The organism is Thermostichus sp. MS-CIW-34 (assembly GCF_054060435.1).
This window is the reverse complement of record NZ_JBSSDE010000032.1, coordinates 1-12,799: the sequence shown is the minus strand read 5'-3', so window position 1 is coordinate 12,799 and position 12,799 is coordinate 1. Positions and strand designations below refer to the sequence as shown.

Annotated in this window: 8 protein-coding genes; 3 read left to right on the top strand and 5 right to left on the bottom strand. The window is 57.4% G+C overall.

What is annotated here, in order from left to right; genetic code table 11:
* Positions 1–5: 5 nt before the first annotated feature.
* The 4 genes from ACVWYY_RS10900 to ACVWYY_RS10885 form a co-directional block, all read right to left on the bottom strand.
* The gene (locus ACVWYY_RS10900; RefSeq protein WP_457403253.1) at positions 6–1,733 is read right to left on the bottom strand and encodes an ABC transporter permease; all 1,728 of its coding nucleotides are present in this window, start codon (positions 1,731–1,733) and stop codon (positions 6–8) included.
* Between the two features lie 87 nt (positions 1,734–1,820).
* Positions 1,821–2,111, bottom strand: a complete 291-nt coding sequence (locus ACVWYY_RS10895) for a DUF7219 family protein (RefSeq protein WP_414384063.1) — start codon at positions 2,109–2,111, stop codon at positions 1,821–1,823.
* Positions 2,112–2,193: 82 nt separating this feature from the next.
* Entirely contained in the window at positions 2,194–3,153 is a 960-nt protein-coding gene (locus ACVWYY_RS10890; RefSeq protein ID WP_457440525.1) for a hypothetical protein, read from the bottom strand.
* 568 nt (positions 3,154–3,721) lie between these two features.
* Entirely contained in the window at positions 3,722–5,170 is a 1,449-nt protein-coding gene (locus ACVWYY_RS10885) for a carotenoid oxygenase family protein (RefSeq protein ID WP_457440523.1), read from the bottom strand.
* Between the two features lie 166 nt (positions 5,171–5,336).
* On the opposite strand from ACVWYY_RS10885, the gene ffh reads away from it, so the two are divergent.
* The 3 genes from ffh to ACVWYY_RS10870 are packed head-to-tail and all read left to right on the top strand — an operon-like array spanning position 5,337 to position 8,378.
* Positions 5,337–6,800 (top strand): signal recognition particle protein, encoded by a 1,464-nt coding sequence (gene ffh, locus ACVWYY_RS10880; protein ID WP_414398875.1) that lies wholly within the window; start codon positions 5,337–5,339, stop codon positions 6,798–6,800.
* 9 nt (positions 6,801–6,809) lie between these two features.
* Entirely contained in the window at positions 6,810–7,268 is a 459-nt protein-coding gene (locus ACVWYY_RS10875; RefSeq protein WP_414342486.1) for a tRNA (cytidine(34)-2'-O)-methyltransferase, read from the top strand.
* Between the two features lie 48 nt (positions 7,269–7,316).
* On the top strand, positions 7,317–8,378 hold the full coding sequence (locus tag ACVWYY_RS10870) for a histidinol-phosphate transaminase (RefSeq protein ID WP_457403256.1): 1,062 nt from the start codon (positions 7,317–7,319) through the stop codon (positions 8,376–8,378).
* Positions 8,379–8,405: 27 nt separating this feature from the next.
* Here the strand turns inward: ACVWYY_RS10870 and ACVWYY_RS10865 are convergent, their stop codons facing one another.
* Positions 8,406–12,506 (bottom strand): hypothetical protein, encoded by a 4,101-nt coding sequence (locus tag ACVWYY_RS10865; RefSeq protein WP_457403257.1) that lies wholly within the window; start codon positions 12,504–12,506, stop codon positions 8,406–8,408.
* Positions 12,507–12,799: the final 293 nt, after the last annotated feature.

Here is a 12,799-nt window from a genome sequence, read left to right as displayed (position 1 = left end):
AAAGACTAAAGGTGATACTTTTCTTCCGCCAACTGATACAGCCGTCGCCAGAAGAGGCGGTTAAGGCCCACCACAAACAAGCTCATCATGCCAATGCCCAAGGTAATGCGGGGCCAGTCTCCCACCGCCGTTGCCTCAGCAATGTAGGTGCCCAATCCTGTAGCCTTGAGGGTGGTGGATCCCCAGGCCACAATCTCCGAGACAATGCTGGCGTTCCAAGCGCCGCCGCTGGCCGTGATTCCCCCGGTGACCCAGGCGGAAAAGATCCCTGGAATGATCAGCTTTCGCCAGCGCTGCCATCCTCGTAAGCCCACATCCACAGCCATTTCTCGCAAGTCTGTGGGGATGCTCTGGGCGCCGGCAATGGAGTTGAAAAGGATGTACCACTGTGCCCCCAACGACATGAGCAAAATGCTGCCCCACTCAATGCTGATCTGGGCGCGGATAAAAAACAACGTGGCAAAGGGAAAAAGGAAATTGGCCGGGAAAGCTGCCAGAAATTGCACCACCGGCTGCAGCAGTTTCGCCAGTTTTGGATTAAAGCCAATGGCCACCCCAATGGGAGTCCAGATCACCGTGGCGAACACCAGCAACACGCTAACCCGCAGCAAGGTGAGGATCCCTAGCCCGAAGGTCAGCACCACCTCCCCAAAGCCCACAGTGGTGGCCACAAAATAAACAATCCAAATCCCAATGCCGCCAATAGCTGCCCAGGAAAGCTGGGTTAGCAGCCGCTCGCGGCGTCGCTCGGCCTCAGGACTAAGGGGATCCACCCAACGGGGGCGAGTTAAGTGGGACAACAGCCGATCCACCAACTCTGCCAAGGGGGACAGCCAACTGCCGATCAGCCGCGGGATCCGCGCCATGGTCAGCAGATCGTACAGCCAGGATTCGGGGGCAGCAGCCCCGCTGCTCTGTTCCAGGCGAAACTTATCCGACCAAGCCACCAAAGGTCGCCAGAAGAGCTGATCCACCAGCAGGATCACCCCGGCCATGGTCAGGAGCGCCCAGCCCAGCTTGGGCAGATCCTCCGCCTGGACGGCCGCTTCCACATAGGATCCCAGCCCCGGCAGCGTGTATTCCTGGTTGAGCACGCTGATGGCTTCGCTGGCTGCCACAAAGAACCACCCTCCGCCAAAGCTCATCATGGCGTTCCAGATGAGGCCCACCATTGCCGCCGGCACTTCCAACTGGGTAAAGCGCTGCCACCCCGACAGGCGATACAAGGTAGCGGCTTCCACCAACTCTTGAGGCAGCGTGCGCAGGGATTGGTAGAAGGAAAAGGTCATGTTCCAGACCTGGCTGGTGAAGATGGCAAAGATAGAAGCCGCCTCCAACCCCAGCAAGCTGCCGGGAAAAAGGGCAATAAAGCCGGTGACGGTAATGGAGAGAAACCCCAACACCGGCACCGATTGCAAGATATCCAACAGGGGGATCAAAATGCGCTCGGCCCAGCGGCTTTTGGCAGCAATGTAGCCATAGACCAAGGTAAAAAGGGTGGAAAAGGGCAAGGCGAGGAACATGCGCAAGGTGGAGCGGGCGGCGTAGTAGGGCAGGTTGCGCGGATCCAAGTCGATCCGGGGCACCACCGCCGGAGGCTGAAACCGCTCAAAAGCCCCCACTCCCACCTGCGCCACCAAGGCCAGGAGAACCAACGTGCCCAGAATGATGGCCCCATCCGCAGCCCCCGCTGGCAGCCGACGCAGCGCCTCCGGCGAAGGAAAAGTCCTCATCTTCCCTGACCAAGCCCGGCATCCGCGCCCAGTGTACACCGTTTGCGGTTGATCCGGGAGGAGTTGCGAGCTCCCGGATCCAGGCGGCTACTCTTCTGGCAACTCAGGGGGAGATTCCTTCCACTGGGGATTGTCCAAGATGGCTTTTTTGGTCTGCTTGAGTTGTTTCCACAGCTCTTTGATTTGCCGGTAGGCTTCTTCCGGGGTAATTTTGCCCCCGGTTTCCAAGCTACAAATCAAGGACACTTTATTGCTAAATTCCTGCAGGTTGGCATCAAAAACTAGGTTCTGCGGCTTCACTTCGCCCCAGTAGGGATAGCGAGGCGAAATGAATTCATCTTTGTTGGGAGGTTTGTTGGGAGGAGTTGGTTCTGCCACGGCCTAACCAGGGTAAAAGAATGGTTCACAACAAGAAGGTCAACATGAAAAGCTCCATTAAAGCAGGATCTACTAGCCCAGTTTATGGGCGTTTTCTCTTAACCGGCTTGGGTACTTTTGCGGGATCCCGCGGCGGATACACTTGTGGATTGGAAATGGGCTGCTGCCCTCGCGGCGGGGGGAGAGGGCCCTTCTGGAGTCGGGGGGTTGAACGCTTCAGGCGTGGGCGCGGCGGCGTTTTGAGCACAGGGCCGATGGGAGTGCCCGCCTCCACATAGAGCAGGGATCCGCGGCGGCGCACCTGCAGATCCCAGAAATTGCCTACCCCTTTGCCCGGCAGGGATCCAATCAGGCGCAATTTGAAGGCTTGGGGCTTGGAGGCTGCAGTTCCATCCTTCTGGACTCGCTGAGAGGGAGAGTTGGCGGAAGCTTTTTTGCCCGATTGACGGATCTTGACAATGATGAATCCTTTCTCCTGCGATTGAAAAACGACCTCGCCCCGGATGGAAAACCAATCCGGCACCACCGTCGGACGGGATCCCTCGGGGAGAGTTCGCCCCATTTCTTCTGGGGCCCACACCCCCAGCAACTGCACGTGCAGATCTTCGGTTTTGTCGCGGGTGCGAGGATAAACCACCCACAGATAGTTGCGTTCCGGCTTCAGGTGCTTCCGTACCAGGCTCATCACCCGGCCCAGCAATACGGCATTGAGATCCAGGCCATCCGAGGTGCGCAAAACCCCGCGGGTAAAATGCTCTGGGGAGGGAATGTATTGCCCTTCGATGAGGCCGATGGCTCGGTATTGCATCTTCTCCCCAGGCGGCGGGATGGGTTCCAAACAGACTCGCTCTTTCTTTTCTTCCAAGCTAGCAGTGGTACTGACAACAGGCTGCAAGGACTCCGTCCCGCTGTCGCGAACAGCACCAGGAGCTGCCGCAGGATCCTGAGCTTTCGCTGATGACAGGGATCCCTTGGCCTCACCCGTTGAGCTGGGTCTGGGGGGCCGTACCGGTCGAAAGGGAGGTCTCAGATCGGAGGACATTGTGACGGTTCCGTTGCTGTCAATTCAGAATGCTCGGCGGCAGACATTTACCGTTGCAAAAACAGGCCATAACTTTGCTCTTGACCCAAGACCTGCTCAACACACCATTCACTAGCCTAACAACGCCCAACAGCGTCTTTCCATCCTGCTTCCATTGACAAACTCCCAGCAGGTGCCCTCGTCGGGAACTGGGGAGCCAGCAGTTGTCAACACTGTAGCCGACGTGTAGCCAATACTAGCAACTGTTCCAAGGGAATGGTTCTCAGGCCGCAGAATGTTTATCCCCCAGACAGAACCATTTCATCTTTATGGTCATTTCGATTCGAACTAGGACATTATACTCACACCCAAAACATTGAAGGTGCAGAGCCAGAAGGCTTTTCTCAGTAGCCCAGGCGTCTCACCCTAAGCTGAAACGAATAGAGTACCTGTAGTTTTTTCCGGCAACGCTGACTGGAGGTGTTTTTGCACAGCCGGGATCCAACTGGCCGATCCCCAGGGCTCTCTAAGGGCTGGATTGCATTCCCTCAGCCAAGGGGATCCATTCAGCCATCTTGAAGCTCATCGCTTAGGCAGGCGTTACCCACACCTGGGGAGTAAAACTGCCGTGTAGGCCATAGGGAATGTGGTGCCGCAATGGGATCCGCGCAACCGGGCCGGCTGTCAGATCGGCTGCTTCTAGGATCACCACTTGAGAGCGCTGGCTGGCCGCATCAAAAACCACCGTCACGATCCACCCTGCCTCTTCGCCCTGACCTTCTGGATCGGGGATGAACACCGGTTCTCCCACAAAGCCGCGGGGGGCAAAGCTGTACTGCTGTGTGCGGCCTGTGGCGGTATCCAGCTTGAGGATGGCTTGCAGAGGAGCATTGGGGCCAGGAGCATGGGTGGCCCCGATGTAGATGTAGCGGTGGGATCCCCCCATTCGAGCCGGGTGGATGGCCGGAAACTCCACCGAGCGATCCAGCAGCAGTTCCCGCTTCACGCTGCCCCCCTTGGGATCCAGATAGAACCGCCACAGCTTGCCCGCCGGAATCTGGGCAAAGTCAATCTGCAGGTAATCGGCATCCGGCTCCAGGGCAGGGTAGTTCTCATAGAGGACGGCATCCACCACAACCCGATCCCCGACTTCGTAGCCGTTGACAAAATGGAAAACAAACCCCGGCTCCGCTTCCAGTTGCAGCGGCTTATCGCCCTGGGGAAAGAGCCAGATGCGGGTCGGCTCCCCCGGTTTCAAGGTCAGACAGGTGCCCGCCGGTTGCCAGCCCAACACAAACGGCAGGGGGTTGAAAGCCAAGGGATTTTGGAAAAAGATGCGGTAGCGGGGTGTCCAGACAAAATCGTGCAGGAAGGCAAAACCGGGCAGGCGGTAATCCCGCTTTTCCACCAAGCGCCCGCGCGAGTCCAGACGATAAAACAGCAACGTGGAGTTCTGGGCAGCCCGCACCCCAAAGGCGATGAGATCTCCCGTGTGGGGATCCCGCCGGGGATGGGCGGTAAAAGGCTGGTTGGCTGAGATCCCTCCTGCAAACGTTTCGATCCCCTCGGTGGCCAAGGTGGCCGGGTTCAGCCGGTAAGGGGCACTGGCCTCCCACAGGGCCAGCAGCTTGTCTCCCTGGTAGATGACGTTGGTGTTGGCGGGATTTTTGAACCGCAAGTCGAGAAAGTTGCTCCACCAGCCGCCCGGCTTTTGGGTGCCAAACACCCCTCGGTAAAGCACCCGACCGGCTTTTTCCTCTGCTTCAAACTCGCGGGTGCGCACAAACCGGTTGCGAAAATGAACCTTCCCCTCCACAAAGGTGATGGCGCAGACCATGCCGTCGCCATCGAACGGGTGTCCGTAGCGCTGGGATCCCGCCTCCAGCTTGCCCGGGCCGTTGCGAAACAGGGTTCCCCGCAACCCTGCCGGGATCCGTCCTTCGATCTCCGTAATCCAATAGTCGTACTCCTGGGATAGGGAGCGATAGCCCAATTGCCAGTCGGTGGTGCTGTAGGGAAGGGAAGCGACGCTGACCATGGAAGATCTGCATGCAACGCCCTCTATTGTTGCTTAAACTTTTGTGAAGTCGCCAGTTTTTCTGGGCCGGGATAGCCACCTTGGTTGGGATCCCCAAGATGGAGTCGCCCCGATTCGACTATGGTAGGAAATGCCCCCAAAGCGCCTGACAGGATCCACAGTACCCATGTTTGATGCCCTCTCCGAGAAGTTGGAATTGGCCTGGAGAAAGCTGCGCGGCCAGGACAAGATCACCGAAACCAACATTCAAGAAGCTCTGCGGGAGGTGCGGCGAGCCCTGCTGGATGCGGATGTCAATTTGCAGGTGGTGAAGCAGTTCATCGAGGATGTGCGGGAAGCTGCCCTGGGATCCGAGGTCATCCTGGGGGTGACGCCGGATCAGCAGTTCATCAAGATCGTCCACGACGAGCTGGTGAAGGTGATGGGGGAAGCCAACGTGCCCATTGCCCAAGCGGAGCAGCCTCCCACCATTGTCCTCATGGCCGGTTTGCAGGGATCCGGGAAAACCACCACCTGCGCCAAGTTGGCTTTGTACTTGCGCAAGCAGGGCAAGAAGTCTCTCATGGTGGCCGGAGACATCTACCGTCCGGCGGCCATCGACCAGCTCAAGACGCTGGGCCAGCAAATTCAGATCCCCGTTTTCGACCTGGGCAAAGCAGATCCCGTCGAGATTGCCCGGCAAGGGGTGGAGGCGGCCCGACAGCAGGGCTACGACTACGTGATTTTGGACACTGCCGGTCGTTTGCAGATTGACCTGGAGATGATGGCGGAGCTGGAGCGGATCAAGGCGGCGGTGCAGCCCCACGAGATCCTGCTGGTGGTGGATGCCATGATCGGCCAAGAGGCAGCCAGCCTTACCCGAGCCTTCCACGAGCGCCTGGGCATTACCGGCGCCATTCTCACTAAGCTGGATGGGGACACCCGCGGTGGGGCCGCCCTTTCCATTCGCCAAGTGTCCGGTCAGCCCATCAAGTTCATCGGTGTTGGCGAAAAGGTGGAAGCGCTGGATCCCTTTTACCCAGATCGCATGGCCTCCCGCATTCTGGGTATGGGGGATATCCTCAGCTTGGTGGAAAAAGCTCAAGAGGAAATCGACCTGGGAGATGCCGCCAGCATGGCGGAGAAGATGATGACTGCCCAGTTTGATTTCACCGATTTCCTCAAGCAGATGCGCCTAATTAAACGCATGGGATCCTTGGCAGGGCTGCTGAGACTGATGCCGGGGATGGGCAAAATCAGCGAGGAACAACTGCAAAAGGGACAAGACCAACTGGCCCGCGCCGAAGCCATGATCAACTCCATGACCCCCGAAGAGCGGCGCAACCCGGATCTGTTGGCCCGCAGCGTCAGCCGCAAACGACGGGTGGCCCGCGGATCTGGCCACAAGCTGGAGGATGTCAGCCGACTGGTCAGCGATTTTCAACGCATGCGCGACATGATGCGCAACATGGGCATGGGTGGCGGTTTTCCCGGTATGGGTTGGGGGGGTGGGCGTACCTCTCTTCCCGGAGGGGATCCCAGTTGGCGCGGACGTTCAACGGCCTCTCCCTCTCGGCAACAGCCCAGCCGCAAGCCGGGCAAAGGTGGGGGTAAAAAAGGGGGCGGCAACCGCGGATTTGGGGGCAAGTAGGATAGGACTATGCCCTTCCACGTTGTTTTGGTTGCCCCAGAGATCCCGGCCAACACGGGGAATATCGCCCGCACCTGTGCAGCCACCGATACGCCTCTCCATCTGGTGGATCCTCTGGGGTTTCGCCTTTCGGATCGCTACCTCAAGCGGGCGGGGCTGGACTATTGGCAGCACGTCCAACTGTATCGCTACCCCTCTTGGTCTGCTCTGGTGCAGGCCCACCCTGAGGCCCGGTTCTGGTGTTTTAGCGTGCGCGGCAAAGCCCTCTATACGGAAGTAACCTATCAGCCGGGAGACTGGTTGGTGTTCGGCAGCGAAAGCCGGGGGTTGGATCCCATGTTTTTGGAAACCTATCCCAGCGTGCGCATTCCGTTGCGGGGGCCGGTGCGCAGCCTGAACCTCAGCAATGCCGTAGCGATTGCCCTTTTTGAGGCGCTACGTCAGCAGGGATCCCTGACAAAAGAATAAGTGGTCGGGTTGGCCCTGATATAATAGCTACTTCTCCCCGTCAGGAAGATGTGTGCTCTGCAGTATCTGCGCCCCGATTTGCTTCACCTCAAGCCCTACGACGCTGTGCCAGCCCCGGCTGCCGACAAGCTGGATGCCAATGAGTTCCCCCTCGATTGGCCGGCGGGCTTTAAGCAGAAGCTCTCCCTCCTTTGGGAAAAGGGGATCCCCAGCAACCGCTATCCCGATGCCCACCACCGGGGCCTGAAGCAGGCCATCGCCGCCTATGCCGGAGCGGAGCCAGAGCAGATCAGCTTGGGCAATGGGTCGGATGAGCTGATTCGCTCGCTGCTGATTGCCACTTGTTTGGGCGGGCGGGGCGGTATTTTGGTGGCAGAGCCCACCTTCTCCATGTACGCCATCCTGGCCCAGAGCCTGGGGATCCCAGTGGTGCGGGTTCCCCGCGACCCGGAGACGTTTGCTCTGGATCTAGAGCGATGTCAACAGGCTTTGAGGGAGCATCCGATTCGGGTGGTGTGCCTGGTGGATCCCAACTCGCCGACGGGGAATGGCCTGACGGCTGCAGAGTGGGAGTGGGTGGAAGGGCTGCCCGAAGAGATTCTGGTGATTTTGGATGAGGCCTATTTTGAGTTCAGCCGGCACACAGCCCTGCCCAAATTGGCGGAGCATCCCAACTGGGTAATCTTGCGCACCTTCTCCAAAGCCTTTCGCCTGGCGGCCCACCGGGTGGGCTATGCTGTGGGTCATCCACAGCTTATGCAAGTGTTGGATGGGATCCGCCTGCCCTACAACCTCACGGCCCTTTCTCAGTGGGCGGTTCAGATGGCCTTGGAGCATGCCGAGGAGCTTTTGGCCGACGTGACGCTAATTTGTCAGGAGCGGGAAGCCCTTTATCAAGCTCTGCAGGAGCTGCCAGGGGTGCGGGTGTGGCCCAGCCAAGCCAACTTCCTCTACTTCCGGGTGGCCGGCTGGGATCCCCAAGAGCTGCAGTGGGCCTGGCAGGAGCTGGGGACTGGTGTGCGCTACACGGGTGGGGGGCTGCGTCTGACGGTGGGCACCCCTGAAGAGAACCGACGGGCCTTGGAGCGCCTGCGCCAAATCCTGCAATAGGCCTCCCGGCCTGCGTTCGGAGCCAGCCTAGGTGGATGGGTCGGCGCGCGAAAAGCGCTGGATCAAGCTGTGCACCTGCTGCAAGTGTCGTTCGTTCAGATGCTCCAGCGCCTGGGCGATTTCCGCTCTGAGTCGGCTCTGGGTGTCGGTTTGGGCCCGCTGCAGCAGCCAACTTTGGACAGGGCTGGGGTACTCCACAAAGTCAAACGCCCAGGGATCCCGTTCGTCCAGCTCAGGTTCTGCCTGGGGCAGTTGCTCCCCCCAGCGCTCTTGAGCCTGTCGAAACTCCTCTGCCAAACGGTCTGTTGGGCGTCCTTCTGCTTGGAGAAACTCCTGATACCTTTGGTGGGTCACCAGCCAGCGCTGCCGGATTTGAGAGCGTTGCTGACTGGTCAGCCTGCCGGTTCTGCTTTCGGTGAAGCGCTCGTAAAACCTGAGCGTGTCTCGGTAGTGGCCCAATCGCTCACAAGCCAAGCCTACCTCCAGGGGCTGTAGCCACCAGGCCCGCTCCATCTGTGTGCTGGTAACCACTTCCTGCAGAAAATCTCGCAGCCCAGGGGATTTGCGCCTTAAGTCTTCCCAGTTGGTCCGGATATCCCGGGCCATGGCAGCCGCCAGCTCGTAGTCATGTCCCCGCTGCCACGCCTGAGGATGGGCCTGCACCGTTTTCCAGAGCTTCTCCCACTCTCGGCACTGGATCAGAACTCGCAGCATCAGCGGCCAGTCTTTCAAGCGCTCCAGACTGGTGACGACGTCGCCGATGTACTCTGCCCACTCGCCTGTGAGGGGACGTCCTGCCTCTTGCCATCGGTCCAGCACCACCGAGTCTTGGCGGTCTTTGGATAGCCACCTCACCTTGCCGGGAAGGGGTTCCAGGTGGATCTTGGCCCGGTAGTAGGGGGAATGCTCCGTTTGGCCCCCCTGATCCCAAACCTCTACCGCCCGCTCAAATTCCTGCCGATAGAAGTGACAGATACCCCAAATCTTGTAGTACTGATTCGCGAACGGCTGCCGCTGGCCGAGAAAGGCCAGACGTCCCTTCAAAGCCTCAAGGGTCTCTTGCAAAAACCGGCTGCGGGCCTCTTCCTGGGGGCAGAAAGTTCCCAAGTTGTTGAGAACTTGCTCAAGCTCTGCCAAAAATTGCTGTACACACTCTTTCCAGGTGGAATCCGTTCGTGTAAGCGGGACGAAGTCCCTATCTTTGGGGCTGACTTCAACGCTCAGCCAATCTCGCACCCGCACCACCTGTCGGAAGCGCTCCATAGACTTGACAGAGGTTCTTTGGGTCGCCACCATCAAGTCCACCAAGGGGCTGTAGTCTGGGATCCCAGGACATCCAGCAAAGTAGGCGGCGTTACGCTGCAGCTCCAACCAGGCCTTCCCTCTCCAAAAGCACTCCCAGGCTTCTCGTTTAAGATTTTTGTTGGGCAAAGCAGACTGCTCCAGGCTCAGGAACTTTTGCCCTGCGGAAACGTAATCCCTCTGGAGCTTGAGGAGCCAGGCCTGACATTCCTGTTCTAAAGGTGGTTTTTTTGCCTTCCGCGCCAGAGTTTGAACATCCTCCAGAAGTTTGAGGTTGCCCTCCTCGATGCCGCGCCTGAGAAGCTCAAGAGCTGCCTCCTGCAGATCTTCCAAGCTTGTATTGGTCCAGTACTGGATATTGATGCCTTTGACAGGGTAACCCAATACCGGTGGGTCGGTCTCCCATTCCGACCGATCCGGTTGCAGAGAAGGATGATTGAGCCAAGAGTTGGATTCTAAGCTTGGATCCCAGAACTCCCGCCAACCGGCAGAGGTGTCCACAATGGCCAGAGCCTCGATGGGGCGGGTAATGCCGACATACAATTGGTTGAGAAAATAATGGAGTTGCAGGGATATCGCCTCCCCAGCTCCTCGGGCGTAATCATTAAGCTTTCGGTTAAAGTTTTGTCGATAGGCGTTTCCAAACTTGTAGAGGATAACTTTTTTGAACTCCATTCCCTTAACAGACGTAGCAGTTTGCAGGAGCGGTGGTTTAAGATTCTGCTTCAATTCCTCGGCAAAGATCTTCTGGAGTTCGGGATCCTGACGCACGTAGTTCAGCTCCTCTCCCACAGGACAGGGTAAGATACAGACTGTTCCTGTGAGATCACTAAGCATTTTTCTAAGCTCATCTTCGATTAAGTTTCTTTCCTGACCATCCAGCACAAACCTTTGAACCGGCATGCCCTGCTCATGGGGACGCCAGGGCTGTTGGGGATAGATTTCTCGACTCTTGCTGAGAACTCGCCGCCACAGGTTGACTACATTGCTAAAACGAGTAACTTGTGGATTGCTGCGATAGTTGTTTCTCAGCTCCTGCGGGCCTGCAATCTCAAAGGGATGGCTCGGCAACAAGTGGGCGCGGATATGCTCGTAGAGATATTTTTTCAGAGCAGCCCAACGAAATCCCGTCGGGTTAATGGTTTGCAAGGGATCCCCGGCAAAGGCATAGGGCAGGCGATCAATAGCCCAATCCAACTTGTATTTTCCCCAAGGAGATAAGCAAAAAATGATATTCAGCTCAAGTTGGGTAAAGTCCTGAACCTCATCGCAAAAAATGACTGGATGAATAGGATTAAGAGTGCCATTCTGCAGCACATCTCTGGCCAAATCTTGGTCATCCCAGTAGCCCTCATGGGTGGTTCGATCCCGGTAACCCGGCCAAATCTCTTCGTAAATCCGCTCGAAGGCTTCTTCATCCACACTGCGGTCGGCCTCAGGCAATTCTCGGTAGCTATCGGGATCCAAATAGTCACTGACCTCATAGCCTTTGATCAGCGTGCGAATGGTGTGCCAAGCCAGCTCTACATCGCGGCGACCACAATACCAGCTCTGAAATCGATAAAAATTGACATACCGATCCGGTTGGTAGCGTTCTTGCCGCTCAGGGGGAAGGCAGTTCAGCAGGTAGTCCTGAAAAGTGCTAAAAAAAGCTTGACACTGCTGAATTTCCTCTGTGGAGAAGCTGCACCCCTCCTCCCGATAGCGGTGGCTGATGCGCAAAATTGAACTTACCCTGTTGCGAGCTTGCTGCACCAAACTGGGGCTATAGGTCAAAAAGAGAGGGCGGTACTCAAGAGGTCTCTGTTTTGAAGTTTTGAGGTAGTGGCTGCAATAGTCGGCAAAGCGGTAGTACAACATCAGAGATTTGCCGCTCCCGGCCCTTCCGTTGATCAGTAGGGGCATGGATGTACTCTGCAGGATTTCTTCCTCCTCCATGGACAAAGCCAAATTTCCCTCTGTGATCTCCTGCATTTCCAACCAAATGGTCTCATCCGCCACCATGTAGTCGGGGTAGGCGCGACGGGCGTACCGCTTCCATACCTCCAAAGGTTGCGGGTGCTGGAGAATATCCGGCTGCTTGGCTTTCATCCCAAAGAGGCAGGTTTGGCATCCCAGCTCAAACCGTTCCTTTTGCTCTGGGGCGTGGTCGTAAACTCCAATGAGAAATGGAAACAATCTCCCTGGCTGCTCCCAGACTTGCACCAAGCTGACGGCCAGATACAGGGATCCCTCCTGCCAGCATTTGACCTCTGCCTCCAGATAAAACGGCGGGAGCTGCCAGTAGAGCCTGCCTTCAATTACCAAGCGGGATACTGCTTGGTAAGCCTGGCGCCGCTGCTCTGGAGAAAGGGCCCGTACTTGCCGAACCCATTCCCCACTTTCCAACACCAGCCGCTCCTGCGGATTGGGAGCATTCAAGAACTGTGTCCATTCATACAGCTCGTCGGGCAGAGGGGGGAGATGGTTTGGCGGATCCCCTGGTTCGTGCCGCTGCGCCAGCCACGCCTGCAAACGGTCATCGGGCACCCAGCTCCGCACCCGTTCTTGATAATCCGGATCTCGCCGTCGGTCTAAGAACTCCCGGTATTCGTGACTGCCTCTCGGCCAGAGGCCAAACAAAACCAGAACGGGTACTTCGCCTACATAGCGCAGCTCCCCCACCAAGCGAATGTTGTTGCGGAGATTACGCTTCCAGTAAGGGTAACGAACGTCAAACAACTGGCTCAAAAGGGTGCGACCCCCCTCTTCCAGCCGTTCTATCAATGCTTCTAGGTTGCACTGGGTTCTGCTTCCCAGAAACTCCTCCGGGCAATATACATACATGGGATCCCGCCGGGTATACTTGGAAGCTATCCTAGTGCCGGGCTACTGGCGAAAATTGCCGCTGTGCTAAAAGTCTTAATTTTTTTCATAATCCCCACGTAGCCCACAACTACCTATGTAGCCATTTGCAAACTCACAAAACATCTCGATTCAAGCTTTTGTAAACTACCCGACACCCGCGCTATGCGCAGGGTGCGAGCTTTATCCCAATCCCTAGCGGCCCCAGAGGACAGCTAAGTTTCGGAATTTCAGGCGAGTTTACAGTCGCCCCAAGGAGAGAGATTACTTGAGCA